This is a genomic window from Amycolatopsis sp. NPDC005961 (genome assembly GCF_040629235.1).
Taxonomy (GTDB): Bacteria; Actinomycetota; Actinomycetes; order Mycobacteriales; family Pseudonocardiaceae; genus Amycolatopsis; species Amycolatopsis camponoti.
In genome coordinates this window covers 14,868-39,879 of the sequence record NZ_JBEXVF010000064.1, presented here as the reverse complement: position 1 = coordinate 39,879, position 25,012 = coordinate 14,868, and the positions used below count along the sequence as shown (strand labels likewise).

Annotated in this window: 22 protein-coding genes, 2 tRNA genes and 1 other RNA gene; 14 read left to right on the top strand and 11 right to left on the bottom strand. The window is 70.0% G+C overall.

The window, feature by feature from the left end:
* Positions 1 to 77 precede the first annotated feature (77 nt).
* Both ABZ342_RS38480 and ABZ342_RS38475 read right to left on the bottom strand, forming a co-directional pair.
* Positions 78 to 1,418, bottom strand: a complete 1,341-nt coding sequence (locus ABZ342_RS38480) for an AarF/ABC1/UbiB kinase family protein (protein WP_360483928.1) — start codon at positions 1,416 to 1,418, stop codon at positions 78 to 80.
* Between the two features lie 60 nt (positions 1,419 to 1,478).
* Complete coding sequence (locus tag ABZ342_RS38475) at positions 1,479 to 2,525, bottom strand: hypothetical protein (RefSeq protein ID WP_360483926.1); 1,047 nt, start codon at positions 2,523 to 2,525, stop codon at positions 1,479 to 1,481.
* A 230-nt stretch (positions 2,526 to 2,755) separates the two neighbouring features.
* On the opposite strand from ABZ342_RS38475, the gene ABZ342_RS38470 reads away from it, so the two are divergent.
* Complete coding sequence (locus ABZ342_RS38470) at positions 2,756 to 3,265, top strand: M48 family metallopeptidase (RefSeq protein WP_155544578.1); 510 nt, start codon at positions 2,756 to 2,758, stop codon at positions 3,263 to 3,265.
* 296 nt (positions 3,266 to 3,561) lie between these two features.
* Here ABZ342_RS38470 and ABZ342_RS38465 read toward each other — a convergent pair whose 3' ends face one another.
* Positions 3,562 to 4,944 carry a zinc-dependent metalloprotease gene (locus ABZ342_RS38465; protein WP_360483922.1) on the bottom strand — a complete coding sequence of 461 codons (1,383 nt, stop codon included), beginning with the start codon at positions 4,942 to 4,944 and terminating at the stop codon, positions 3,562 to 3,564.
* Positions 4,945 to 5,035: 91 nt separating this feature from the next.
* Between ABZ342_RS38465 and ABZ342_RS38460 the strand changes: the two genes are divergently transcribed.
* Positions 5,036 to 6,142: a S16 family serine protease gene (locus tag ABZ342_RS38460; protein WP_155544580.1), complete on the top strand. Its 1,107-nt coding sequence runs from the start codon at positions 5,036 to 5,038 to the stop codon at positions 6,140 to 6,142.
* On the opposite strand, the gene ABZ342_RS38455 is transcribed toward ABZ342_RS38460, so the two are convergent.
* Positions 6,139 to 6,684, bottom strand: a complete 546-nt coding sequence (locus tag ABZ342_RS38455) for a PPA1309 family protein (protein ID WP_360483918.1) — start codon at positions 6,682 to 6,684, stop codon at positions 6,139 to 6,141. The genes ABZ342_RS38460 and ABZ342_RS38455 overlap by 4 nt on opposite strands.
* A 243-nt stretch (positions 6,685 to 6,927) precedes the next feature.
* Between ABZ342_RS38455 and ABZ342_RS38450 the strand changes: the two genes are divergently transcribed.
* Positions 6,928 to 9,933, top strand: coding sequence for a UPF0182 family protein (locus ABZ342_RS38450; RefSeq protein WP_360483916.1), 3,006 nt, complete (start codon positions 6,928 to 6,930; stop codon positions 9,931 to 9,933).
* A gap of 67 nt (positions 9,934 to 10,000) precedes the next feature.
* Positions 10,001 to 10,074: transfer RNA gene (locus tag ABZ342_RS38445), tRNA-Met, on the top strand.
* 127 nt (positions 10,075 to 10,201) lie between these two features.
* On the opposite strand, the gene ABZ342_RS38440 is transcribed toward ABZ342_RS38445, so the two are convergent.
* Complete coding sequence (locus ABZ342_RS38440; protein WP_360483913.1) at positions 10,202 to 11,623, bottom strand: FAD-dependent monooxygenase; 1,422 nt, start codon at positions 11,621 to 11,623, stop codon at positions 10,202 to 10,204.
* A gap of 94 nt (positions 11,624 to 11,717) precedes the next feature.
* On the opposite strand from ABZ342_RS38440, the gene ABZ342_RS38435 reads away from it, so the two are divergent.
* From ABZ342_RS38435 to ABZ342_RS38400, 8 genes are all read left to right on the top strand, one after another.
* A complete protein-coding gene (locus tag ABZ342_RS38435; RefSeq protein ID WP_360483910.1) occupies positions 11,718 to 12,302 on the top strand; it encodes a TetR/AcrR family transcriptional regulator C-terminal domain-containing protein in 585 nt (194 codons plus the stop codon).
* 77 nt (positions 12,303 to 12,379) lie between these two features.
* Positions 12,380 to 12,453, top strand: a tRNA-Met gene (locus ABZ342_RS38430).
* 415 nt (positions 12,454 to 12,868) lie between these two features.
* Positions 12,869 to 13,369: a helix-turn-helix transcriptional regulator gene (locus ABZ342_RS38425; RefSeq protein ID WP_155544585.1), complete on the top strand. Its 501-nt coding sequence runs from the start codon at positions 12,869 to 12,871 to the stop codon at positions 13,367 to 13,369.
* Between the two features lie 63 nt (positions 13,370 to 13,432).
* On the top strand, positions 13,433 to 14,536 hold the full coding sequence (gene prfB, locus ABZ342_RS38420) for a peptide chain release factor 2 (protein ID WP_155544586.1): 1,104 nt from the start codon (positions 13,433 to 13,435) through the stop codon (positions 14,534 to 14,536).
* Positions 14,537 to 14,648: 112 nt separating this feature from the next.
* On the top strand, positions 14,649 to 15,338 hold the full coding sequence (gene ftsE / locus ABZ342_RS38415) for a cell division ATP-binding protein FtsE (protein ID WP_155544587.1): 690 nt from the start codon (positions 14,649 to 14,651) through the stop codon (positions 15,336 to 15,338).
* 54 nt (positions 15,339 to 15,392) lie between these two features.
* Positions 15,393 to 16,286: a permease-like cell division protein FtsX gene (gene ftsX, locus ABZ342_RS38410; RefSeq protein ID WP_360483905.1), complete on the top strand. Its 894-nt coding sequence runs from the start codon at positions 15,393 to 15,395 to the stop codon at positions 16,284 to 16,286.
* A gap of 48 nt (positions 16,287 to 16,334) precedes the next feature.
* A complete protein-coding gene (gene smpB / locus ABZ342_RS38405; RefSeq protein ID WP_155544589.1) occupies positions 16,335 to 16,817 on the top strand; it encodes an SsrA-binding protein SmpB in 483 nt (160 codons plus the stop codon).
* The gene (locus ABZ342_RS38400) at positions 16,814 to 17,710 is read left to right on the top strand and encodes an amidohydrolase family protein (protein WP_360483901.1); all 897 of its coding nucleotides are present in this window, start codon (positions 16,814 to 16,816) and stop codon (positions 17,708 to 17,710) included. The genes smpB and ABZ342_RS38400 overlap by 4 nt, the downstream gene beginning before the upstream one ends.
* A gap of 21 nt (positions 17,711 to 17,731) precedes the next feature.
* Here ABZ342_RS38400 and ABZ342_RS38395 read toward each other — a convergent pair whose 3' ends face one another.
* The 5 genes from ABZ342_RS38395 to ABZ342_RS38375 all read right to left on the bottom strand — a co-directional run bounded on the left by ABZ342_RS38395 (position 17,732) and on the right by ABZ342_RS38375 (position 21,974).
* On the bottom strand, positions 17,732 to 19,054 hold the full coding sequence (locus ABZ342_RS38395; RefSeq protein ID WP_360483898.1) for an acyltransferase: 1,323 nt from the start codon (positions 19,052 to 19,054) through the stop codon (positions 17,732 to 17,734).
* 93 nt (positions 19,055 to 19,147) lie between these two features.
* Positions 19,148 to 19,372: a hypothetical protein gene (locus tag ABZ342_RS38390; RefSeq protein WP_155544592.1), complete on the bottom strand. Its 225-nt coding sequence runs from the start codon at positions 19,370 to 19,372 to the stop codon at positions 19,148 to 19,150.
* 119 nt (positions 19,373 to 19,491) lie between these two features.
* Positions 19,492 to 20,133, bottom strand: a complete 642-nt coding sequence (locus ABZ342_RS38385; RefSeq protein WP_155544593.1) for a response regulator transcription factor — start codon at positions 20,131 to 20,133, stop codon at positions 19,492 to 19,494.
* Positions 20,134 to 20,172: 39 nt separating this feature from the next.
* Positions 20,173 to 21,303 (bottom strand): sensor histidine kinase, encoded by a 1,131-nt coding sequence (locus ABZ342_RS38380; RefSeq protein ID WP_360483893.1) that lies wholly within the window; start codon positions 21,301 to 21,303, stop codon positions 20,173 to 20,175.
* The gene (locus tag ABZ342_RS38375) at positions 21,300 to 21,974 is read right to left on the bottom strand and encodes a sensor domain-containing protein (protein WP_360483890.1); all 675 of its coding nucleotides are present in this window, start codon (positions 21,972 to 21,974) and stop codon (positions 21,300 to 21,302) included. The genes ABZ342_RS38380 and ABZ342_RS38375 overlap by 4 nt, the downstream gene beginning before the upstream one ends.
* A gap of 153 nt (positions 21,975 to 22,127) precedes the next feature.
* On the opposite strand from ABZ342_RS38375, the gene ssrA reads away from it, so the two are divergent.
* Both ssrA and ABZ342_RS38365 read left to right on the top strand, forming a co-directional pair.
* Positions 22,128 to 22,496: a transfer-messenger RNA gene (ssrA, locus tag ABZ342_RS38370) on the top strand.
* 992 nt (positions 22,497 to 23,488) lie between these two features.
* On the top strand, positions 23,489 to 23,698 hold the full coding sequence (locus tag ABZ342_RS38365; RefSeq protein ID WP_155544596.1) for a hypothetical protein: 210 nt from the start codon (positions 23,489 to 23,491) through the stop codon (positions 23,696 to 23,698).
* On the opposite strand, the gene ABZ342_RS38360 is transcribed toward ABZ342_RS38365, so the two are convergent.
* Positions 23,699 to 24,997 (bottom strand): GGDEF domain-containing protein, encoded by a 1,299-nt coding sequence (locus ABZ342_RS38360; RefSeq protein ID WP_360483887.1) that lies wholly within the window; start codon positions 24,995 to 24,997, stop codon positions 23,699 to 23,701.
* Between the last annotated feature and the right edge of the window lie 15 nt (positions 24,998 to 25,012).

Genomic DNA, 25,012 nt, shown 5'->3' with positions numbered 1-25,012 from the left:
CCGGGTGGAACCCCATTCCCCGCAGCTGTGGACAACTCGCCGGAATCCGCCCGTTCGCGGCCCGGCCTGTGGACAACTCAGCCGGCGAAACCGGGCTGCCAGCGCTCCACGATGCCGCGCGCCGGGATCTCCGCGTCCAGCTGGCAGAGGATGCCCGTCGACCCGGCCGTCACCCGGTGGATCATCAGGTACTCGGGCGGCAGGTTGAGCGACCGCCCGACCCGGAAGTCGTTGCCGCGGCTGTCGCCGACCCGCCCCGCCTGCTTCTGCATCCACTTGCGGGTGAAGTGGAACGTCGGCTCCGCCAGCGGCTCGGTGAACGGCGCCAGGTACGCGAGCACCTCGTCCGCGGTCAGGTCGCTGTCGGGCCGGATGAACCGGTTCTCGCGCAGTAGCCGCATCAGCCCGGCGGACTCGCCGTCGAGGGCCAGCCGCGTCATCTCGCCCAGGTGGCGGGGGATGCCGTCGGGCAGCCGGGCCACGCCGCCGAAGTCGATGACGCACAGCCGGTCGTCGCCGGTGATCATGAAGTTGCCCGGGTGCGGATCCGAGTGCAGCAGGTGGACGCGCTCGGGGGACGAGTAGTGGAACTCCGCCAGCAGCCGGCCCGCCAGGTTGCGAGTCTCGCGGTCGCCGTCCGCGATGACCTTCGACAACGGTGTGCCGGTCACCCACTCCGTCACGACGACCTTGGGTGCGCTGGCCACCACGCGCGGCACCAGGATGCCGGGATCACCCTCGAACGCCTTCGCGAAGGCGCGCTGGTGCTGGGCCTCGGCCTGGTAGTCGAGCTCCTCGTTCATGCGCTCGGCGAGCTCGGCCAGCAGCGGCTTGACCTCCGTGCCGGGCACGAACGCCTGGAACAGCCTGCTGAACCGCTGCAGCTGCCGCAGGTCGCTGCGCAACGCCTCGTCGGCGCCCGGGTACTGCACCTTGACGGCCACCTCGCGGCCGTCGTGCCAGACCGCGCGGTGCACCTGGCCGATGCTCGCGGCCGCCGCCGGCACGTCGTCGAACGAGGCGAATCGGCTGCTCCAGGTGCGGCCCAGCTGCTCGGCGAGCACACGGTGGGTCTGGCGGGCCGCCATCGGCGGCGCCGCGGCCTGCAGCTTCGTCAGCGCCTCGCGGTACGGCTTCGCCATGTCGTCCGGCACCGCCGCCTCGAACACGCTCAGCGCCTGGCCGAACTTCATCGCCCCGCCCTTGAGCGTGCCGAGCACCTCGAACAGCTGCTCGGCGGCCTTCGCCGAGAGCGTGGCGTTGACCTGCTCCGCGCTCTGACCGGCCAGCCGCTTGCCCCACCCGCCGACCGCCCGTCCGGCGATCCCGAGCGGCAGACTGGCGAGCTTGGCAGTACGGGCGGCACCCTTGCGCGGCATCGCGGGGTCACGATCGCCTGGGTCGCGGAAGTCGGTCACCCCCGCGATTCTGCCTTGCGACCTCGGCGGCGCGCAGCCCGCTCGCGACGTCTTAGTGGTCTACGTCTCCTGTCGCAGCACCAAGGCGCCGCAACCACACCGCGGGTGCGGGGGCCAGCCGCGGTGGCGGATGCGGCCGTCGAAGGCGTCGATCTCCAGGGTCGCGTTCCACGCGGGCGGCGCCGGCTCGGCGGGGGAGAGCAGGCGCATGGCCTGCGCGACGGCCAGCGAGGCGCAGGCGTGGACCGCGCCGAGGTCGGGCCGCTGGTGCCGGCCCGTCAGCTGTCCGGCGACGCGGGGCCAGCACGGGTCGAGGTCGGTCCGGTGCAGGTCGGCGCAGCGCAGGCACGAACTGCGGCCCGGGACGACCAGCGGCCCGACGATGCCCGTTCCGTCGCGGATGCGGGCGGCCATGTGCGGGACGCCGTCCTCCATCAGCTCGGCGACGACCTCCGGCGCGGGGACGACGGCGTCGGTGAGCAGCGCCAAGTCCGGGTGGCGGTCGTGCAGGCGGGTGACGCGGACTTCGGGGTCGACGCGACGCAGCAGGTCGCCGAGGGCGTGGCGCCGCGATCGGCCCAGGTCGGCTTCGGTGAACCCGCTGCCCAGGTCGTGCTCGGTCACCGTGCCGGGCAGCTCCAGCTCGACGTGCCCGATCCCGGCGTTGGCCAGCAGCACGGCGACGGCGACCGCCACCCGGCCGTCGCCGTGCACGGTGACCGCGCTGGCGCGCCGCCGCTCACTGAGGGCGCTCTGGTGGTGGCGCGCCCGCAGCGACCAGAAGCCGGTTTCGCCGCGGAGACCCGGGCCGTCCGGGCGTCCGGCGTCGGTGACCAGGCCGAGCGCGGCCAATTGCCGCAGCAGCGTCCGCAGCTGGTCGCGGTGTTCGCTCTCGGCGAGCAAGAGCCGCTCGACGGGCTTGCTGCCGTCGAGTTTTCGCAGCCGCGCGACGAGGCGGGGTGGCAGGCCTTCGACGATCACGCCGTGGCGCGGATCGAGCCCGAGCTGGATCTCGCGCGGGCCGCGTTCCAGCACCGTGATGCCCGGGAGCAGGGCGGGATGGGCCGGCAGGAGCACCGGAGGCATGTCCGCGGTGGAGAAGATCATGTCCGCAGGATGGCATCCGGAGGCGGCGGCCGAGCCCGGGAAGGCGCCGGATCGGCCGAGTTGTCCACAAGTGAAGTGGGCTGTGGACAACTCGGCTCTGTGACCTCAATGCGCTCGGAGTTGTCGGTGCCTGGCCTTACCGTTGTCGGGTGGTCGAAGCACAGACGCCCTCGCTGAGAGGCAGGGGGGAAACGAACCCCTCGTCGGACACACCGGAACACAAGGTCGAAGTGCGGCGCAGCCAGCGCCGGCACCGGACGGTCACCGCGTATTGGAAGGATGACACGCTCATCGTGCTCATCCCCGCGCGGATGACCAGGGCGGAGGAGAAACACTGGGTCGCCGAGATGGAGCGCAAGCTGCAGCGCTCGGAACCACGCCGGCCGGCACCCCCGAAGACGTCGGACGACGCCCTGCTGGCGCGCTGCGCGCTGCTGTCGGGCAAGTACCTGGATGGCAACGCGGTGCCGGCGAGCGTCCGCTGGGTGCCGCCGATGCGCACGCGGTGGGCGTCCTGCACGCCGGTCGACGCGACCATCCGGGTCAGCGACCGGCTGCGGAAGGTCCCGCCGTGGGTGCTGGACTACGTGCTGGTGCACGAGCTGGCGCACCTGCGCGAGCCCGGGCACGACGCGGCGTTCTGGGCCCTGGTGCGGAAGTATCCGAAGACCGATCGGGCGATGGGATATCTCGAGGGGTTGGCGGCCGCCGCCGGGTGGGGGATCGACACCGAGTGCTGAGCGGGTGACGTGACCGGGGCGGTCCGCTGCGGCGGGCCGCCCCGGCTGCGTGGACGGGCGGTCCGAGAGGCTGCACGCCTGGTGGGTCGGCGTACCGGGACGGTCGGCTTGCGTGCGTGAGGGGCATCACGCGTGATCAGAGGGGCATCACGCGTGTCTGGAAGGGCATCACGCGTGTCTGGGCGGACGACACGCGTGCCTGGATGGACGACACGCGTACTTGGATGGACGACACAGTCGGCGGGGACGGGAACGGGCGCCTCGCGGAGCGGGGCGCCCGTTCCGCCGAACTGGGTTCAGCTCTGGCCTTCGCCGTCGCTTTCCTCCGAGGCCGGAGGGGTCTCCTTGGCCTTCTCGTCGCGCTTCGAACGCTCGGACTGCTCCGTGCGCTCCAGCTCCGCGATCGGGTCGAGGTCGTCGATCGAACCCGCCGAACCGACGTGGTCCGCGAAGTCGATCGGCTCGTCCAGGTCCTCCGCCGTCGGCATCAGGTCCGGGTGGGACCACAGGCCGTCGCGCTTCTCCAGGCCGTGGCGGTCGCCCACCAGCTTCCACAGGTTCGATGCGTCCCTCATGCGGCGGGGGCGCAGCTCCAGGCCGACCAGCGTGGCGAACGTCTGCTCCGCCGGGCCGCCCGTCGCGCGGCGGCGGCGCAGCGTCTCGCGCAGTGCGTCCGCTCCCGGGAGGCGGTCGCCGACCGCTTCCGCCACCACCACGTCGACCCAGCCCTCGACCAGGGCCAGCAGCGTCTCGAGGCGCCGCAGCGCGCCCTTCTGCTCCTCCGTCGTCTGGGGCTCCAGCAGGCCGGACGACATCGCTTCCTCGATGCTCGCCGGGTTGGCCGGGTCGATCCGGCCGGCCAGCGACTCCAGGGCCGACGTGTCCACCGAGATGCCGTGCGCGAACTCCTCGACCGTCGCCAGCAGGCGCTGGCGCAGCCACGGCACGTGCGTGAACAGCCGCTGGTGCGCGGCCTCGCGCGCGGCCAGGAACACCAGGATCTCGCTCGTCGGCAGCTCCAGGCCCTCGGCGAACTTCTCGATGTTCGCCGGCAGCAGCGCGGACGTCCCGGCCGGGGCCAGGGGCAGCCCGATCTCGGACGAAGTCAGCATCTCCGACGCCAGCTGGGCCAGCGCCTGGCCGAGCTGGGACCCGAAGGCCATCCCGCCCATCTGCCCCATCATCTGCAGCAGCGGGCCGGCGGCTTCCTTGGCCTCCGCGGGGAGCGCCTCCATCCAGGCACCCGACACCTGGCGGGCGACCGGGTCGCACAGCCGCTGCCACGTCGGCAGGGTCTTCTCGACCCAGGTGCGCGGCGACCATGCGACCGTCGACGTCGCGCCCGCGGGGAACTGCGTCGCCGCGTCGAGCCAGAGCTCGGCGAGGTGGGCGGCGTCGCGGACGGCGGCGTTCGAGTCGTCTCCGCCGGAGAAGCCGAGGCGGCTTTCGCCGGTGTTGCCGGCGCTGCCCAGGGTCTGGAGGGCGATCTGCTTGGCGAGGTCGTAGTTCACCGGCCCGCTGGAAGTACCGGCCTGGCTGAGCATCTGGCCCAGCTGGCTCAGCATCTGCCCGAGCTGGTTGAAGGCCTCGGCGCCGGACTGCTGTCCGCCTTCCGAGGGGTCGTTCTCACCTCGTTTGTCGGGATCGGAAGGTCCGAAGCCGAACGGGGGTTTGCTCATGCGTCCACCGTACGCGGGTCGGGAAGGCTCCAGCGCGTCATGTGCGTGGCCTTCACCGGGAAGCGAACGCGGTCACCGTACGCTGTCGGGCGTGACCAAGTCCTCCGAGCAGACCGCGCCCGCGAAGAGCAGCCCGGACCCCGGCACCGAGGCCGGCGGCGAGGCCCGGCGGATGACCCGCCGCGGCTGGACGCTCGTGGTCAGCGGCTCGCTGTTCCTGATCTTCGTGGTGCTCGGCCTGGTCGTGCCGGTGCCGTTCGTGGCGATCAGCCCGGGCCCGACCTACGACACGCTGGGTCGCGACGCCGCGGGCAACCCGGTCATCCAGGTCACCGGGCACGAGACCCACCCGACGACCGGCGAGCTGCGGATGACGACCGTCTCGCTGCACGACGGCGTCACGCTCTTCCAGGGTCTCGGCTTCTGGGCCAGCGGCCGCTACGCGCTCGCGCCGCGCGAGGAGTACTTCAAGCCGGGCGAAACCAACGAACAGGTCAAGCAGGAGAACATCCAGCAGCTGCAGGACTCGCAGTCGAACGCCCAGGTCGCCGCCCTGCGCAAGCTCGGCTACCCGATCAAGGTGCTGGCGAAGCAGATCGTCTCCGGCAGCCCGGCCGACCACGTGCTCGCCCCCGGCGACAAGCTGATCACGGTGAACGGCAAGAAGATCGTCGAAGCCGCGGACGTCCGGGCCGCGCTGGCCGGCACCCTGCCCGGCCAGACCGTCCAGATCACCTTCCAGTCGGACGGCCAGCCGGAGCGCACCGTGCCGCTCACGCTCGCTTCGCGCCCCGACCGCAAGGAGGGCTTCATCGGCCTAACCGCGGTCGACCGGGCCGAGGCGCCGTTCAACGTCAACATCTCCCTGCAGGACGTCGGCGGGCCCTCGGCCGGGCTGATGTTCACCCTCGCGATCATCGACCGGGTCAAGGGCGACGACATCGCGGGCGGCCGGCACATCGCCGGCACCGGCGAGATCACCGAGACGGGCGAGGTCGACCCGATCGGCGGGATCTCGTTCAAGGTCGTCGGCGCGCGCGAGGCGGGCGCCACCGACTTCCTGGTGCCCGAGCACAACTGCGCCGAGGCCAAGACCACCGCGCCCGACGGCCTCAACCTCATCAAGGTGTCCACACTGGACGACGCGCTCGCGCAGCTGGCCAACCTGAAGGCGGGCCGCCCGACGGCCTCCTGCTAGGGGAGGAGCGTCGCCTTGAGGGCCTCGAGGAGGTTCGGGGCGAGGTCGGGGCTCTCGACGATCTCGTCGATCGACTCGTCGGAACCCTCGGCCGTCCCGATGCCGCGCAGCCGCATGACGCACGCGCCGTTGCCCTCGCGCAGGACCGCGGCCACCAGCCGGGCCTCCGTCCGCTGCGGGTGGTCGGCGGCCGCGCGGCGCAGGCTCTCCGCGTCGGCCTCCGCGACGTCCGGCAGCTCCGACTCCGAGCCCGGCGGCAGCACGATGATCTCCTGGGCGAGCGCGCACCCGATCACCAGATCGGGCCACGCGATCCGGGCCAGCGCGTCGGCGAGGTCGCCATCGGGCAGCGCTTCCTGCGCCACCGGCGTCAGCGGGTTCGCCCGGTCGAGCTGCCCGGCCAGCTCCGGCTGCTCGTCCAGCAGCGCCGCCGTCGGCACCAGCGCGAACAGCTGCGGCGGCTGGTCCCAGCCGTTCGCGGCCATGAAGTCTTCGATCTCGCGCGCGAGAGCGGCCACGCCGGCCTGCTGCTGCTGTTCCATGCGCATATGGTGGCAGAGCCTTGTCCTGGTCAGCCCGCCACGCCCCGCACACCGGCCGCGGGTTCGCGCCGACGCCATGTGGCGGGCGACGGCTGGACAAGGCTCTCCAGCCGGTCCGCGAGACCACGCCGGGAGTCCGATTCGGGCGGGTCCCGGGAACTTCCCACGGCATCCGTAGAGTTAGGGAATCAGGGGGCGCGAGCGCCCCTGTTCAAGTGCTGACGAATGACAGGAGCGTGCACCGTGGCGACTCGGCCCCCGGTGAGCCTGCCGAAGCTGTCCCGGCGGAGCCGGATCCTCCTCATCATCGCCGCGGTGATCGTGCTGGTGCTCCTGCTCGGGGCCCGCTTGCTCGACACGTACGTCGACTGGCTGTGGTTCGGAGAGGTCGGCGCGCGGTCGGTGTTCACCACCCAGGTGGTCACCCGCGTCATCCTTTTCTTCGCCGTCGGGGTGCTCGTCGGCGGGGCGCTCGCGATCAGCCTGATGATCGCCTACCGCACCCGCCCGGTGTTCGTGCCGATCTCCGGCGCCGACGATCCGCTGGCCCGCTACCGGTCCGCGATCGTCGCGCGCATCCGCCTCTTCGGCATCGGGATCCCGGTGCTCACCGGCCTCATCGCCGGGTTGTCCGCCCAGGGCGACTGGCAGGTCGTGCAGCTGTTCCTCAACGGCACCTCGTTCGGCCAGACCGATCCCGAGTTCGGCAACGACGTCGGCTTCTACGCCTTCGACCTGCCGTTCTACAACTGGCTGCTCGGCTGGCTGTTCATCGCCGTCGTCATCTCCTTCTTCGGCGCGCTCATCTCGCACTACGTCTTCGGCGGCATCCGGCTGGCCGGCAAGGGCGGCCAGCTCGCCGGCCCGACCCGCGCGCAGCTCGCGATCACCGTCGGCCTCTTCGTGCTGCTGAAGGCGGCCGAGTACTTCTTCGACCGGTACAACCTGCTGCTGTCCGATCGCGGCGCGCCGCTGTTCATCGGCGCCACCTACACCGACCTGAACGCGGTCCTGCCGGCCAAGCTGATCCTGCTGTGCATCTCGGTGATCTGCGCGATCGCGTTCTTCGCGGGTGCCTTCCTGCGCAACCTGCAGCTGCCGGCGATCGCCCTCGTGCTGCTGATCCTGTCGAGCATCCTGGTCGGCGTCGCGTGGCCCGCGATCCTCGACCAGTTCTCGGTGAAGCCCAACGCGAACGAGAAGGAAGCGACGTCCATCCAGCGGAACATGGACGCCACCCGCCGCGCCTTCGGCCTCACCGACGTCCAGTACCAGCCCTACACGGGCAGCTCGTCGGCCACGCCGGACCAGCTCAAGGCCGACACCGGGACGATGTCGAACATCCGGCTGCTCGACCCGAACATCCTCTCCGACACCTTCACCCAGCGCGTCGGCCGCGAGAACTTCTACGGCTTCCCGGCCAAGCTCGACATCGACCGCTACACCGTCGGCGGCACCACGCAGGACTACATCGTCGCCGCCAAGGAGATCAAGACCGAGGGCCTGACCGGCAACCAGACCAGCTGGATCAACAAGCACCTCGTCTACACCCACGGCAACGGCTTCGTCGCCGCGCCCGCCAACACGATCGACCGCGCGGTCAAGGACGCCAACTCCGACGGCGGCTACCCGATCGCCACCACCAGCGACACCCAGAACCCGTCCGGCGCCGGCTCGTCCGGCACGGGACAGCCCGGCATCGAGGTCAAGGAACCCCGGATCTACTACGGGGAGCTGTCCGCCGCGGACTCCGACTACGCGATCGTCGGCGGCACCACCGGCAACGCGCCCGGCGAGTACGACACCGCCACCGACCGCTACACCTACAAGGGCACCGGCGGCGTCTCGGTCGACAACTGGTTCAACCGCCTGGCCTTCGCGGCCGAGTACGGCGAACGCAACATCCTGTTCTCCGACGCCATCGGCGACAACTCGAAGATCATGTACAACCGCGACCCGCGTGAGCGCGTCAGCAAGGTCGCGCCGTGGCTGACCCTCGACGGCGACCCGTACCCCGCGGTCGTCGACGGCAAGATCCAGTGGATCATCGACGGCTACACCACGATCAACAACTTCCCGTACTCGCAGCAGACCCAGCTCGGCGCGGCCACCAACGACTCGCTCAACGGTGTCGCCCGCCAGGCCAACAGCTCGATCAACTACATCCGCAACTCGGTCAAGGCCACCGTCGACGCCTTCAACGGCACGGTGAACCTGTACTCGATCGACGACAAGGAACCGGTCCTCAACGCCTGGGAGAAGGTCTTCCCCGGGCTCGTGAAGCCGAGTTCCGAGATCTCCCCGGACCTGCGGTCCCACTTCCGCTACCCCGAGGACCTCTTCAAGATCCAGCGTGAGCTGCTGTCGCGCTACCACGTCAGCAACCCGCAGGAGTTCTATTCGCAGCAGGCGTTCTGGAGCGTCCCGCAGGACCCGACGGCCGAAGGCGGCTCCAACCCGGCGGCGGCCGGCGCGGCCAACCAGCCCGGCTACTACGTCCTCGCCGACACCCCGGGCCAGAGCAAGCCGACGTTCCAGCTGACCAGCTCGCTCACCGGTCTGCAGCGGCAGTACCTCGCGTCCTGGATGTCGGTGTCCTCGGACGCGAACGACTACGGGAAGATCCGCGTCCTCCAGTTGCCCAGCGCGGCCACCGGAGCCACGCAGGTCGACGGTCCGGTCCAGGTCCAGAACCGGTTCCAGAGCGATCCACGGGTGGCGCAGGACCGGACGCTCTTCAACAACCCCAACGTCATCCCGATCTACGGCAACCTGATCACGCTGCCGGTCGCCCAGGGCTTCCTCTACGTGGAGCCCGTGTACATCCGGCAGCGCAACCAGAACAGCTATCCACAGCTGGCACGGGTGCTCGTCTCGTACGGGCCGAAGGTCGGCTACGGCGCGACGCTGCAGGAAGCCCTAGACCAGATCTTCGGCGCCGGCACGGGCGAAGCGACGACCACGCCACCCCAGGCGGGCCAGCCCACGACGACGCCGCCGACGACCACGCCGAACCAGCCGACCACGACGCCACCCAACTCCGGTGGCGGCAACGCGGCGCTCGACAAGGCCGTGACGGACATCCAGTCCGCCCTCGCGAAGCTCCGGGCCGCTCAGCAGTCGGGCAACTTCACGGACCAGGGCGCGGCCCTGGCGGCTCTGGACGCCGCGGCGAAGGAGTACGAGGCGGCCAAGACGGCGGCGCCCGGGACCAGCACTCCGCCGCCGAGTTCGCAGCCGGGAGGGTGACGTCGCTTACCTAAGGGGTACCTGCTTTGCACCCATTCGCAACCAGGGCGTAAAGTAGGTACCACGACGCGGGGTGGAGCAGCTCGGTAGCTCGCTGGGCTCATAACCCAGAGGTCGCAGGTTCAAATCCTGTCCCCGCTACGGATGCAGGAGGCGTGTGTCGGCGTAAAGCGCCGACCGCGCCTCCTTCGCATTTCCCCTGGGGGTCGAACCCCCAGACCCCCGCCAGGGCGGGCTTCGCCCCCTGGACCCCCCGCGCGTGGTCGGGTCAGTTCTTCAGCCAGGCTCCTGCTGATCCGTCTGTTGTTGCCACGTAACCGTCCGGGCGGACCAAGATGCTCGTCAGGTCGGGCCAGGGGAGTTCCGGTACCTCCGCTACGACTACCTCCGGGTGGGGCGCCTCCGCCGGGGTTTTCGTCAGCAGGACGAACTTTCCACTGTGGAACAAGTCGCTCGCGAAGCCTTTGCCCACAGGGAAGTCCGGGAGACGGGCGCCTGTCGCCGGGTGGCCTTCCGCTGGTGCGTAGCGGATGTCCAGACCCGACACCATTCCCGACAGCTTGCGCTGGACCTCCGGGATCTCCGTCAGGTCGCGGAACAGTGCGCGCAGGGCCAGCTGGTCCGGCGTCAGGGGGATCAGCGCGTTCTGGGCGGCCACGTTCTGCAGCACCCCGTTCGCCACCGCGCGACGCTCCGCTTCGTACGTGTCGAGCAGACCTGCCGGGGCCCGGCCGCGGAGTTCGGCCGCCAGCTTCCAGCCCAGGTTCATCGCGTCCTGGACGCCCAGGTTCAGACCCTGGCCGCCCGCCGGGAAGTGGACGTGTGCCGCGTCGCCCGCCAAGAGCACCCGGCCCACCCGGTACTTCGCCGCCAGCCGGCTGTCGTCCGAGAACCGCGATGTCCAGCGGATCTCCTCGATCTCCGCTTCCGCGCCGAAGCGTTCACGGACCGCCGCGCGGACGTCCTCCTCAGGCACCTCGGCGCGGAGGTCGTCCGGGCGGTGCAGCCGGTCGCCGTAGCTCAGGCGGTACAGATTGGGCTCGCCCAGCGGGATCAGGCCGACGAACTTGCCCGGGCTGAGCGACGTCACCATGTTCCCCATCGACCGCCACTGCGTCGGCGCGCCCGGCGGGGTCGTCCGGAACAGGACGTCCGCCGAGACGCCGTGACCCCGGCCTTCGATTCCTTCGAACGGCAGGTTCAAGGCTTTGCGCACCGCGCTGCGGCCACCGTCGCAGCCCACCAGGTACGCCGCGCGGACCCGGAGGTCGCCCGCCGTGACCGTCACGCCGGCGTCGTCCTGCTCGAAGCCGGTCAGCTCGTGGCCACGCAGCACCTTGACGCCCTGCTCGGCCAGCCGCTCCTCCAGCGTCGCCTCGACCTGCGCCTGCGGGATGCCCACCTGGTACGGGTGCCGCGTGTCCCAGCCGGCGTAGCTCAACGGGATCACCGCGAAGTGTCCGTCCGCGACAGTCGCGAACGACCGCTGCTCCGCCCGGCCGAGCAGGCCGCGCAGGTCCAGCACCTCCGCCGTCCGCGGCTGCAGGTTCAACGCCTTCGACAACCCGGTCCGGACGGGCAGGCGCTCCAGGACCACGACGTCCACTCCGGCCAGCGCCAGCTCGTTCGCCAGCATCAGCCCGGTCGGTCCCGCCCCGGCGACGACCACCTCGGCGTTCAGCTCGTTCATCCCCAGCTCCTTAACAACGTTAAATTGACCTGATCCGAGGATGCCCTTAACATCGTTAAATTGTCAAGCGAGCACCACGAGGAGAACCGGAAATATGGCCCTGACCAGGCAGGACATCGCGCGTTCCGGGCTCAGGCTGCTCAACGAGGTCGGCCTCAACGGGCTCACGCTGCGCCTGATCGCCGCCGACTTGGGGGTCAAGGCGCCGGCGCTGTACTGGCACATGAAGAACAAACAGGAGCTGCTCGACGAAATGGCGACGCAGATGTATGCCGATTCGGCCGAGGACCGCCGGCCGCCGGACTCGCTGGGGGAGTGGGAAGCGGTCGCGCACGGCGCGCGGACGCTGCGGCGGATGATGCTGTCCTACCGCGACGGCGGGAAGGTCTTCGCCGGCACCTATATCGGGGACATCGGCCTGGTCGGGCGCAGCCCGCTGTGGCGGAGCATCGAGGCCGGGCTGGACGAGCGCCGGGCGGGTCAGGCGCTGTTCACCGTCTACAGCTACGTCGTCGGCTTCACCATCGAAGAGCAGGCCGTCTACCCGAAGCCGGGCGAGCTGGACGAGCGCTACCGCAGCGAGGCGGCGGGCGACCTCCTCGCCGACGTCGGCGAGCGGTTCGAGGACGGGCTTTCGATGGTCCTCAGTGGAGCCCGTCAGTGGCTCGAAGCGAAGTAACGCCTGGTCAGCCGCTTTGTGCACCCCGGTGCAAACCCGGTAGCCACCCCGTGTAATCTATTCAAGTACCACAACGGCGCGGGGTGGAGCAGCTCGGTAGCTCGCTGGGCTCATAACCCAGAGGTCGCAGGTTCAAATCCTGTCCCCGCTACAGAGGCAGAGGCCCCTGTTCGCAGAACACGCGAACAGGGGCCTCTTTCGCATTGATTTGGGGGTCGGACCCCCAAACCCCCGCCAAGAGGGCTTCGCCCCCTTGGATCCCCCGTCTTGGTCGCCTTTTGCTACGAATCTCGCGATCTGGGCATTGTTTTCGAGCGGTTGCGGTGCGTGTTCGGAATGCGCCAGCCGGGGAAAGCCACTTGCCGAACTCACCTGCCTGGCCGTGTCGGGCTGGCTCGCGTGCGGCTGGTTGGACCAAAGTGGTGTCCCAGGTGGTTGCACAGCGTGTCCGGGGTCCACAGTGGACCTGGTCGCATTGGGCCGAACGAGGGGATCTGACTAGCCACAATGGACAGATCTGCTGACCACTGTGGACACAGCGGCCGATAAGTGGGAATCTAGGGGACGTGTCCGAATTGAATGCAACAGCCGCCGCCCTGCTCGGTCTGCTCCACGACGGTCCCGCCACCGGCGGGCAGCTCGTCGCGGGAGCGGGTGAGCGATTCGGCGCCTTCTTCAGCGTCACCCGCAGCCAGGTGTACCGGGAGCTCCCGGCGCTGTCCAAGGAAGGTCTCGTCCGGCTCGGCAAGCAGGGCCCGCGCTCCAGCCAGCAGTACCTGATCACCGCCGCCGGCAAGAAGGCCTTCAAGGCCTGGCTGACGTCCGAGGCCGGTCCCGACCACCTGCGCAGCCCGCTCATCCTGCGGCTCGTGCACGCGGCGTCGCTGACCGCGAAGCAGCGCCAGGTGCTGCTCGACTCGGCCCGGACGAGCTACAGCCAGCAGCTGGACGACGCGAAGGCGGCCACCAAGGCCGCCGACGGGCCGTACGAGAAGGCCGTCGCCGAGTTCGCCCAGGCTCAGGCCAAGGCCGCGCTGAAGCTGCTCGACGCCATCCCCGCGGCCTGAGGTTCACGCGCCCACGACCGGTCCTCGCAACCGGTCGTGGGTTTTGCCGTAACCTCGACAAACGTGAGTGATGAGTTCGACGCGGCACTGAAGGACCTGACCGGCAAGCTGACGCAGATCGAGTCGGTGATGGACCTGGACACGCTGCGTGCCCAGGTGGCCGACCTGGAGGAGCAGGCCTCGAGCCCGACGCTCTGGGACGACCCGGAGGCGGCGCAGAAGGTCACCAGCCAGCTGTCCCACCGGCAGGGCGAGCTGCGCCGGGTCAGCGACCTGCGCCAGCGGGTCGACGACCTCGGCGTGCTGTACGAGCTCTCCGAGGCCGAGGGTGACGCCGCCAGCATGGGCGAGGCCGAGAGCGAGCTGGCCGACCTGGGCAAGGCCATCGACGGCCTCGAGGTCCGCACGCTGCTTTCGGGCGAGTACGACGACCGCAACGCCGTCGTCACCATCCGCTCCGAGGCTGGCGGCGTCGACGCGGCCGACTTCGCCGAGATGCTGCTCCGCATGTACCTGCGCTGGGCGGAACGCCACGGCTACCCGACCGACGTCTACGACATCTCCTACGCCGAAGAGGCGGGCATCAAGTCGGCGACGTTCAAGGTGACCGCTCCCTACGTCTACGGCACCCTCTCGGTCGAGCAGGGCACCCACCGGCTCGTCCGGATCTCGCCGTTCGACAACCAGAGCCGCCGCCAGACGTCGTTCGCGCACGTCGAGGTGCTGCCGGAGGTCGAAGAGGTCGACCACGTCGACATCCCGGAGAAGGACATCCGGGTCGACGTCTACCGCTCGTCCGGCCCCGGTGGACAGAGCGTGAACACGACCGACTCCGCCGTGCGCATCACGCACATCCCGACCAACATCGTCGTCTCGTGCCAGAACGAGAAGTCGCAGCTGCAGAACAAGGCGGCCGCGATGAAGGTGCTCCAGTCGCGGCTGCTCCAGCGCAAGAAGGAAGAAGAGCGCAAGGAGATGGACGCGCTCAAGGACGGCGGCTCCAGCTGGGGCAACCAGATGCGCTCCTACGTGCTGCACCCGTACCAGATGGTCAAGGACCTGCGGACCGAGTTCGAGGTCGGCAACCCGAGCGCGGTGCTCGACGGCGACATCGACGGCTTCCTCGACGCCGGCATCCGCTGGCGGAAGCAGACGGCGACCGTCTGATCGGCGCAGGGGGTGTTTGCGCGACCGCTCACCGTGCGCAAACACCCGTTGCTCCACCCGGGTGGACCGGGCAACCGGGGCTTCACGAGACCGGTGGGTAGTATGCCGAATCGTGATCCGGCTCGAAGAGGTTTCCAAGGTCTACAAGACCTCGACGCGGCCCGCGCTCGAGCGGGTGTCCGTCGACATCGAAAAGGGTGAGTTCGTCTTCCTCATCGGTCCCTCGGGATCGGGGAAGTCGACCTTCCTCAGGCTGCTGCTGCGCGAAGAGACGCCGAGCAAGGGCCGCGTGATGGTGTCCAACTTCGACGTCGCCAAGCTGGCCCGCCGCCGGGTCCCCCGCCTGCGGCAGACCATCGGCTGCGTCTTCCAGGACTTCCGCCTGCTGGCCAACAAGACGGTCGCCGAGAACGTCGCGTTCGCCCTCGAGGTCATCGGCAAGCCCGGCCCGACCATCAAGAAGGTCGTGCCCGAGGTGCTGGAGCTCGTCGGCCTCGACGGCAAGGCCGACCGGCTGCCCAACGAGCTCTCCGGTGGTGAGCAGCAGCGCGTGGCGATCGCGCGCGCGTTCGTCAACCGGCCGCTGGTGCTGCTCGCCGACGAACCGACCGGGAACCTGGACCCCGACACCAGCCAGGACATCATGCTGCTGCTGGAGCGGATCAACCGCACCGGCACGACCGTCCTGATGGCGACCCACGACCACGGCATCGTGGACTCCATGCGGCGCCGCGTCGTCGAGCTGCAGCTCGGCCGGGTGATCCGTGACGACGCCCGCGGCGTCTACGGCATCGGTCGCTGACTCCGGCATTCCCCGCCCCGCCAACGCCCCCGACATCAAGGACCAGACCCCGACATGCGTGCCAGTTTCGTCTTCAGTGAGGTAATCACCGGCCTGCGCCGGAACATCACGATGACCATCGCGATGATGCTGACCACGGCCGTGTCGCTCGCCATGCTCGGCGGCGGCCTCCTGGCCGTGCGCACGATCGACAAGATGAAGTCCAACTTCCTCGCCGACGTCGAGGTTTCGGTCTACCTCACCGACGACATCAGTGCGGGCGACAAGAACTGCACGCAGTCGCTGTGCCAGTCGCTGCGCTCGTCCTTGCAGAGCAACGACGGCGTCGAGTCGGTCGTGTTCGAGAACCGCGACCAGGCCTTCGAGCGGTTCAAGAAGATCTTCGAGAGCCAGCCGGAGCTGATCCAGCTGACCGGGCCGGAGTCGCTGCCCGCGTCACTGCACGTGAAGCTGAAGGACCCGGACCGCAGCGAGTCGATCGTGCAGGAGTACAGCACCAAGCCGGGCGTCCGGAAGGTCGACGACCAGAAGAAGTTCCTCGACCGCGTGTTCAACGCCTTCAACGGGGTCCGGAACATGGCGTTCGGTGCCGCGCTCATCATGGCCATCGCCGCGCTGCTGCTGATCGCCAACACGATCCAGGTGTCCGCGTTCACCCGGCGCACCGAGGTCGGCATCATGCGGCTCGTCGGCGCGACGCGGTGGTACACGCAGCTGCCGTTCCTGCTGGAGGCGGTGGTCGCCGGCGCGGTCGGTGCGATCCTCGGGATCATCATGCTGGTCATCACCAAGGTCGGTTTCCTCGACGCGGTGTTCACCGGCGACGTGTTCCCGAAGATCACCACGCTGGAGCTGCTGTTCCCGGTCGCGCCGATCCTGCTGGGCGTCTCCATGGTGATCTCCGCCATCACCGGGTACGTCACGCTGCGGCTGTACGTCCGGCACTAGGTTTTTAACCGGCTGCTTGCGGCCCCGGACATCACGTAGAGTGGTCGTATGCCCAAGGAACGTGGCCAGAAGGTGATCGTGTCGAACCGCAAGGCGCGGCACGATTACTCCATCCTCGACACCTACGAGTGCGGTCTCGTGCTCGTCGGCACCGAGGTGAAGAGCCTGCGCGAGGGCAAGGCGTCCCTGGCGGACGCGTTCGCGACGGTCGACGACGGCGAAGTGTGGCTGCGCAACGTGCACATCCCGGAGTACACGCAGGGCACGTGGACCAACCACATGCCGCGGCGGACCCGGAAGCTGCTGCTGCACCGGCGTGAGATCGAGAAGCTCATCGGCAAGACCAAGGAGAGCGGGCTCTCCTTGGTCCCGCTGTCGATGTACTTCAAGGACGGCAAGGTCAAGGTCGAGATCGCGCTGGCCCAGGGCAAGAAGGCCTACGACAAGCGGCAGACGCTCGCCAAGCGCGACGCGGACCGCGACATCAGGAGGGCCATGGGCCGCGCGCTGAAGGGCCGGTTCACGGAGTGACGGCGGGCCCGGCTTCCGATGCCGACGTCGCTCGGTGGACGGCGTCACTGGGCCTGCCGGGCCTGGTCGACCTGCACGTCCACTTCCTGCCGAAACCGGTGATGGACAAGGTCTGGGCGTACTTCGACCAGGCCTCGACGCACTACGGCACCGACTGGCCGGTGCACTACCGGACGTCCGAGCAGGAGCGGCTGGAAACCCTGCGCTCGCTGGGTGTCCGGCAGTTCGCGCCGCTGGTCTACCCGCACAAGCCGGGCATGGCGGAGTGGCTGACGTCGTGGGCGTTGGAGTTCGCTTCCCAGGTCCCGGAGGCGGTGCCGACCGGGACGTTCTACCCCGAGCCCGGCGCCGGGTCCGCTGTGGACGGTGCGCTGCGCGCCGGCGCCCGGGTGTTCAAGGCGCACGTGCAGGTGGGCGCGTACGACCCGCGTGACGAGCTGCTGAAGCCGGTGTGGGGTGCGCTGGCCGACGCGGGCGTCCCCGTCGTCGTCCACTGTGGACACGGACCGTTGCGGGGCGACTTCACCGGGTTGTCGGTCTTCGAAGAGGTGCTGGCGCGGTACCCGGACCTGACGGCGGTGCTCGCGCACGCGGCGATGCCCGAGTTCGGGACGGCGTTCGACCTGCTGGCGAAGTACCCGCGCGTGCACCTGGACACGACGATGGTCGGGGTGCCGTTCGCCGAGGCGATGTCGCCATTGCCGCCGGACTGGACCGCGCGGCTGGCCGAGTTCGCCGACCGTGTCGTGCTGGGCACGGACTTCCCGAACATCCCGTACTCCTACGCGACGCAGCTGCAGGCGATCGCCGGCTGGGCGGCCGACGATCGCCTGGGGGAGCCGTTCCTGCGGGCCGTCCTGCACGACACCCCGCTGCGGCTGCTCAGCGCCTGACGCTTTGTCGACGACCGCTTTTCACCGACGCAGCGCTGCCCGTTCGGAAACGTGCACCGCACGGCCCAGCAGGTCGATCACCGGAACCTGCTTGCCCGCCAGGAGGAACCCGGCCGTCGCGAGGACGATCCACGGCACCGGGCCGTGCGCGATGCCGTCCGACAGCGGCGCGAACCCGTGCGCGGCGAGGCCGAGCAGGCCACCCGAGATCATCAGCCCGGCGACGACCAGCTGCGGGACCCTCGCGGTGACCGCGACGGTGTCGCGCTGCAGCTCGAAGTGCGCGAACAGCCGCAGCAGGCCCAGCAGCACCAGGCCGCACACCGCGAACCACGCGGGCGCCATGACGAGCCAGAGCAGCGTGCCCGGCTCGGGCGTCTCGTAGCCGAGGCCGTAGACCGTCACGCCCGCCACCACGATCAGCGCCGGCATGTGCCAGAGGTAGACGCTCATGAACCGCGCGCCGAGCCAGCCGAGCGCGCTGCCGACGCCGGGACGTTCGGCGAGCGCGTTGAGCTGCGGGCGGAAGGCGAGCAGCAGGCCGATCTGGCCGACGGCGAGGAAGGCGAGCAGCACGGTCGGCGGGCTCATGTTCGACACCGGCGCGCCCGGCATGCCGATCATGCTGGCCGGGTAGGGGCCGAACGCGACCATCAGCGCGGTGATGCCGAAGCCGGCGGCGGACAGGCTGAGCGCGGCGCGGCGGGTGAGCGTGCCGAGGCGGCCTTCGACGTAGTGGAAGCCGAGCTGGTGGACGGCGACCCAGACGAAGATCGCGTTGGCGTAACCGAGGTAACCGAGGTCGTTGAAGCGCGCGACGTCGACGAGGACGCCGGCGGCTCCCATGACGAGCGGCACCTTGAGGCCCCAGCGCCGGTGCGCGGCGACCATCAGCGGCGTGAGGAGCACGACCAGGACGTAGACCGCGAGGAACCACAGCAGCTGCGCGGCGATCGCACTGGCGACCTGCAGCGGCTGCGGCGGGATGCCGAGCCCGCGGAGGAAGTCCGGCATGACGAGCCAGACGGCCACCAGCGGCAGGACCGGCACCATGAGGCGTTTGAGCCGCGCACCGAGCCACTCGCGCGTCGACTTCGCGCGGCTCAGTGAAATGAGGTTGGCCGCGCCGCCGGCGAAGAACACCAGGGGCATGACCTGGGACAGCCAGGTGACGACCCACCAGCCCGGCGTCGCGAGCGCGTTGCCCGTGGCGAGCCGGCCGTCGGAGTAGGAGAGCACCGGCATGACCCAGTGCTGGGCGATGACGGCGAGGATGGCCCCCGCCCGGACGACGTCGAGAAACCTGTCCCGGCCGCCTCGTGCGACCCCCTGGCTTGTCTGCATGCGCTAAGCCTGGCCGGTTCGACCTGCGGGAACAGCGGTGCTGACCGGCGTCTTCGAGGTCCTGTTCACCCCCGGCCGATACGGGGGTTCTCCCTACCTCAGGCCGTCGGGCTCGGGTTCGTGCTGCGTCGCGGTGACGCGGTACTCCCAGCCGCGCTCGGTGAGGCCGAGCTCGTAGCGGGTCTCGATCTTCGGGCCGCCGTGCAGGTGGATGTGCCGGATGACGGTGCCGGGCACGGGTTCGGCGTCCCCGAGCTCCTGGACGCGGCCGTCGAGCGGGCCGCCGAAGAAGCGGACGCAGGGGGTCTCGTCGGACATCTGCGGGCTCCTCTCCGCTGGGTCCGCTCATGGTAGGTGAGCGGTGTGGAGGGTGCCGCCCGCGGAACGGGTGACCCTATGTCCACTTTACGGGACTTCCGGTCACTGTCCGTCGGAGCTCAGCGGCCCAGGTAGGTCAGGACCGCACGAACGCGGCGGTGTTCCTCCGCGCTCGCCTCGAGGCCGAGCTTCGAGAAGATGTTGCCGATGTGCTTCTCCACCGCGCCGTGCGACACCACCAGCGAGTTCGCGATCGCCGTGTTCGACAGGCCCTGGGCCATCAGCCCCAGGACCTCGGACTCGCGGGCGGTCAGCGCGTCGAGGGGGTTGCGGCGGCCGCGGGCCATCAGCTGGGCGATCACGTCCGGGTCGATCGCCGTGCCGCCGTTGGCCACCCGGCGGACCGCGTCCAGGAACTCGTCGACGTCCGCCACCCGCTCCTTCAGCAGGTAGCCGACCCCGCCCGCGCCGCCGGACAGCAGTTCCACCGCGTACGACTCCTCGACGTACTGCGAGAGCACCAGCACCGGCAGCCCCGGGATCTCCTTGCGCGCCGCCAGCGCGGCGCGCAAGCCCTCGTCGGTGAACGTCGGGGGCATCCGGACGTCGACGATCGCCAGGTCAGGACGATGTTCCTTGATCGCGCCGAGCAGGTCGTCGCCGTTGTCGACGGCCGCGGCCGTCTCGATGCCCTCGTCGGCGAGCAGGCGGGTCACCCCGGCCCGCAGCAGCACGGCGTCTTCGGCGATGACTACCCGCATCCGGCCCCCAAGCTCGTGGATGAACGGGGTCCAGCCTATTCACCACTGGCAGGGGAGGTCAGCCCGGATTACCGTCGGCCCGCCGACCGGGCTGACCACCGTGATCACGCCGTCGATCGTCGCGGCGCGGTCGGCCAGCCCGGCCAGCCCGCCGCCCGGGCGCACCTCGGCGCCACCGTGGCCGTTGTCGGTGATCTCGACGACCACGTGGTCGTCGGTCCGCCACACCTTCACGACCGCTTCGGACGCTCCGGAGTGCTTCGCGATGTTCGTCAGCGTCTCGCCGACGATGAAGTAGGCCGTCGTCTCCACCGCGGCCGGCGGCCGCGGCTCCACGGTCACCGTCACGTCCACCGGGATCGGCGACTTCGCCGCCTGCGCCGACAGCGCCGCGTCCAGCCCGCGGTCGCCGAGGACGGCCGGGTAGATGCCGCGCGCCAGGTCCCGCAACTCCGACACGGCGAGCTTCGCGTCCGAGTGCGCCTCGTCGATCAGCTCCCGCACCAGGTCCGGGTCCTGGTCGAACTTCGACTTCGCCCGCCCGAGGCTCATGGCGACCGCGACCAGCCGCTGCTGCGCGCCGTCGTGCAGGTCACGCTCGATGCGGCGCCGCTCGGCCTCGGCCGCGTCGACTCCCCGCGCCCGCGAAGCCTGCAGCCGCTCGGCCTTCTCCTCCAGCCGCGTCGTGCGGTTCGGCCCCAGCAGCGCGATGCCCAGCTCACCGTGCAGCCAGCCCAGCCACGGCGTCACCCAGATCGCCATCGGCAGCAGCACGATCGACGCGATCGCGATCCCGAGCTCCGCGCACGCCAGCGGGAACGCCACCATCAGGTACGCGAGGTCACGCCACGTCGTCGGGTCGCTCAGCCGCACCATCCACCGCCGCAGCAGGGGCAGGCCCTCCTGCGAGCGCCGCTCCACCGGCGGCAGCGGCACCTTCAGCATCGCGCCCATCCACGCCCGCTCGCGGTCCGCCGACCAGCGGATGAAGCTCGTCGTCGCCAGCAGGATCGGGAACCCGACCCACACCACCGCCGTGCCGACCCCCACCGCGATCCCCGTCACGATCAGCACGAACTGCAGGATCCGGAAGATGAAGCTCACGATCATGTACACGATCGTGCGAGCCGGGTCCGGCCGCGGATGCTCAAGCTGCTGCGCCTCGGTCATCCCGCCACCAGGTTCTTCTCTTCCGCGTCTTCCCACCAGCGCTCCATCCGACGGCGCTGGGCCACGGTCGTCCCCAGCAGCGCGTTCGCCACCCGGGCGTGCAGCCCCGCCAGCGCCTTCGTCAGCGCCACCGACAACGCGATGAACAGCACCCCCAGTGCTGCCCACGGTAGCGCTTCCACCGTCGAATCCACGGTCAGCCACCGCAGCTCGTCGGACGGGAAGTAGTACGCGCCGCCCGGCAGCCACCGGAAGTAGATCGGCAGTCCGGCCAGCGCCAGGCTCGTCGACCAGAACGTCGTCACCAGCACGAACTCGACGACGCCGAGCGGGAACAGCAGGAAGAAGTACGTCAGGTCCCGCCACGTCGACGGGTCTTTCAGCCGCCCCTTCCACCGGTTCTTCTGCCCACCGGCGGGCAACGGCAGGTAAGGAAGGTCGATGTACCGGTCGAGCAGGGCGTAGACCCGCGCACGCTCCAGGCGGGCGGCCCCCCGGACACCCAGCACCAGCAGCGCGAGCAGGCCCACGCCCACCCACACGACCGCGGTCCCCAGCCCGGCCGCCGCGAACGACGTCAGCACGACGAACGCCGCAATCCCCAGCGGCAGGTTCATCAGCAGGAACACCACCGACCCACCGAACGGCGGATCCCGCCTCTCGCTACCCATGACCGGGCTCCTTTCTGTCGGAGTCCAGGGTGGTCGTTCAGGGCCGCCGGAGACATGGTGCGCGCGGGCATCCTCGCGGTAGGGCTGGCCCTACCCGCCGGGAGTAAAGAGCTGGCGGCACGCGTTATGATGTACAGGTTGTGTTCCCACCAAGGGGGTGAACGGTTTCGACTTTGGACGTTGATTCAGGAGAAGCGTGCCGGTGCAGGCGAGAGACCACCGTTAAGCGTCATCGCAACCAAATAAGCGCCGACTCCAGTCAGCGCGAGTACGCCCTCGCCGCCTGAGCGAGTGCGTCTCTGTCGGCCCGGGTTCGCCTCCGGCCCGGGTACCGGCATCAGCTAGGAGGCTCAGCGACTGTCCCGGCCACGGGGAACAGTCGTGAAGCAAACAGTGGCTGGGCTCGTCACCTCGGCTTGTTCGCGTGACCGAGGGAGCCAAGCAGAGACGTAGCGGACTGCGCACGGAGAAGCCCTGTTGATACGCCAGAGGACCCGGGTTCAATTCCCGGCACCTCCACTCGACACGAGAAGGCCCTCGCCCCTTCGGGGCTGGGGGCCTTCTCTTTGTCTCACTCATTGCTTCTGGGGGTCGAACCCCCAGACCCCCGCCAGGCGGGCTTCGCCCCCTGGACCCCCTCCCCGGGGCTTCGCCCCTGGCCCCCGCTTTGTCGGGGCTTTGCCCCTTCTCTCCGGGGCTTCGCCCCTGGACCCCTCCTGCGCTGCGCGCACCTTGCGCTGCGCAGGCCCTTGCTCTGCGCGCCTCCCGGCGCCGCGAGCCTGTACCCCCTCGGGCCCATTGCACGCCTTCAGCCGCGTTGCGGCGCCGGCTCGCGCCGCGCCGAAGCCTGCGCCGCAACCGACTCGGCTGACGCCTGGCGGCAGCGCTCAGCGCGCTGTCTCCGCCAGCGAGCCGACACGGGACCAGCACCGACGAGGACCCAGTCCCCCCCCGCACCCCGATCCGAAGCCAGAACACGGCCGGCAGCGCCGGGTCAAGGCATCTTTCCCGCCTTGACGCGGTGTTGTCGGCCGTAGTCACAATGACAGCTTCGGGGTGCCGGAAGGCCTAGGCGACAGCCCACTCCCGCGACCCTGCGGGCGACCCAGTCCAGCGCGGCCCAGCCGCTCGGCCTGGCCAGCCCAGCCGCTCGGCCTGGCCAGCCCAGCCGCCCGGCCTGGCCGACCCGCCAGTCCAGCCGACCCAGCCGACCCAACTGGCCCGCCTGCGCGGCCCTCCGGCGCGGCCCTCCGGCCCGCCCGGCCTCCGCCCGGCTCGGCCCGCCCAGCCCTCCAACCCACCCACTCACCTCACCCCAGCCCACTCCCGATCAACTGCGCGTTGACCTGCCAACTCCGCCCCCTACCCCACTCGGGCGACCCTCCACCTCACCCCCCACAGACCGTGTCTACTGACCTTGTGATGGGGCCCACTTGTGGGTGAAATTTTTGTGAGTGTCATGCTTGAGGCCCGACCATGGCTCTGCACCCGCGGAGTCGGAAGTAGGTGGCCAGATGACCTGGGCCCGTTCCAACGGCAGCTCGACCGCCAACGATGAAGACAGCCGGATGGGCGTTATCCGGGCTGAGGAGGCCGTTCGGCTTGCCGAACAGAACGACCGGGCCGTCATCACCGTGGCCGGGCACTCCTCCAACGTCGGGGAGTGTGCCGAACTGCTCGCAATGCTCGGGTTGGATGTCGGGCGGCGGCACAAGATCGCCTGATCAGGCCAGGTCCGCTACGTGGACCACCTTGTTTCGACCAGTGGCTTTGGCGTGGTACAGCGCGGTATCCGCTGCGTCCAGCAGTCGCTGGAGCGAAGTGCCTGCCTCCGGGTAGACCGCCATGCCTATCGAGGTCGACAGCCCGGTGATCGTCAGCTGTCCCACCGGGACCTTGAGGGTTGTTATTGCCCGGCGGATGCGCTCTGCGACCGCCCCGATGTCCGGGTGGGCGATGCCCGGTAACAGCACCACGAACTCTTCGCCGCCGAAGCGTCCTACCGCGTCGCCTCGGCCGCGGACCGCCGAGATGATCGCCTCCGCCACCGCGCGTAGTACCGCGTCGCCTGCCAGGTGGCCGTAGGTGTCGTTCACCTGCTTGAAGTGGTCCAAGTCCAGCATCAGCAAGCCGAACGTCGTGTTCTGACGGGCGGCCGCTGCCAGGGTCCGCTCCGCCAGGCTGTGCCAGCCGCTCGAGTTGTACAGGCCCGTCTTCTCGTCTCGGTGGGCCGCCACCTCCAGCTGCCGCACCAGCACCGTCCGGTGCAACAGCAGCAACGGCGGGAGCGCCAGCACCACCAGGCCCGGCAACATCGCCAGCGCCACCGCGTTCAACGCGCCCAGGCAGAGCGTGGCCACCTCGAGGCCGTTGTCCGACCACGTGCCGAACAGCGCCTCCGGCGTCCGGCCGATCTCGCGGCGGGCCGGGAGCACCAGCAGGGCGTTCACCACGAAGAACGTCGCCCCCGCCGCCGCGATCGCGAACGTGCCGGCCCAGCCGCGCGTGAAGGCGGAGCGCACGTCGGCGAAACCCGAGAGCCGCATGACCGCCTGGGCCGCGTAGCACGAGAGCAGGATGATGGCCGCGTTGCTGACCGTCCTCGACACCGGCACCCGCTGCAGGCGGTACCAGCTGCGGACCGCCAGGTGCGCGTACAAACCGCAGACCAGCACCGCCAGCAGCGACGGCGGCAGCAACAGGACGCCGGCGAACGTCCACACCGACGTCATGTTGATGTGCGGCGTCCCCGAGACCCGGCGGCGGATGCGCTCGACCCGGCGGCCCGTCTCCGACTGCACCACGCCGAGGACCAGCAGCACCGCCAGGATCAGCAGCGTCCGGCGGTCCACCGCGACCGGGAACGGGCGCAGCGTCAGGACCACCGCCGCGGCCTCGCTCAGCAGGCAGTAGACGACCACCCGCGGACCCTGGCGCCACAGCGCCCAGTTCCGGGGAGCCACGAGGACGTCACGAAAGCGCGGTACGCCGCGCGGGGCTCCGGCGCCGGTCTGCATACTCATGGTGTCCGGCCCGTG

What these genes read in the sequence shown, in the direction of transcription:
- smpB (WP_155544589.1), top strand. Translation starts at nt 16,335, where the DNA reads ATGCCCAAGGAACGTGGCCAGAAGGTGATCGTGTCGAACCGCAAGGCG.
- ABZ342_RS38435 (WP_360483910.1), top strand. Translation starts at nt 11,718, where the DNA reads ATGGCCCTGACCAGGCAGGACATCGCGCGTTCCGGGCTCAGGCTGCTC.
- ABZ342_RS38365 (WP_155544596.1), top strand. Translation starts at nt 23,489, where the DNA reads ATGACCTGGGCCCGTTCCAACGGCAGCTCGACCGCCAACGATGAAGAC.
- ABZ342_RS38380 (WP_360483893.1), bottom strand. Translation starts at nt 21,303, where the DNA reads ATGACCGAGGCGCAGCAGCTTGAGCATCCGCGGCCGGACCCGGCTCGC.
- ABZ342_RS38395 (WP_360483898.1), bottom strand. Translation starts at nt 19,054, where the DNA reads ATGCAGACAAGCCAGGGGGTCGCACGAGGCGGCCGGGACAGGTTTCTC.
- ftsX (WP_360483905.1), top strand. Translation starts at nt 15,393, where the DNA reads ATGCGTGCCAGTTTCGTCTTCAGTGAGGTAATCACCGGCCTGCGCCGG.
- ABZ342_RS38390 (WP_155544592.1), bottom strand. Translation starts at nt 19,372, where the DNA reads ATGTCCGACGAGACCCCCTGCGTCCGCTTCTTCGGCGGCCCGCTCGAC.
- ABZ342_RS38375 (WP_360483890.1), bottom strand. Translation starts at nt 21,974, where the DNA reads ATGGGTAGCGAGAGGCGGGATCCGCCGTTCGGTGGGTCGGTGGTGTTC.
- ABZ342_RS38385 (WP_155544593.1), bottom strand. Translation starts at nt 20,133, where the DNA reads ATGCGGGTAGTCATCGCCGAAGACGCCGTGCTGCTGCGGGCCGGGGTG.
- ABZ342_RS38440 (WP_360483913.1), bottom strand. Translation starts at nt 11,623, where the DNA reads ATGAACGAGCTGAACGCCGAGGTGGTCGTCGCCGGGGCGGGACCGACC.
- ABZ342_RS38360 (WP_360483887.1), bottom strand. Translation starts at nt 24,997, where the DNA reads ATGAGTATGCAGACCGGCGCCGGAGCCCCGCGCGGCGTACCGCGCTTT.
- ABZ342_RS38475 (WP_360483926.1), bottom strand. Translation starts at nt 2,525, where the DNA reads ATGATCTTCTCCACCGCGGACATGCCTCCGGTGCTCCTGCCGGCCCAT.
- ABZ342_RS38465 (WP_360483922.1), bottom strand. Translation starts at nt 4,944, where the DNA reads ATGAGCAAACCCCCGTTCGGCTTCGGACCTTCCGATCCCGACAAACGA.
- ABZ342_RS38455 (WP_360483918.1), bottom strand. Translation starts at nt 6,684, where the DNA reads ATGGAACAGCAGCAGCAGGCCGGCGTGGCCGCTCTCGCGCGCGAGATC.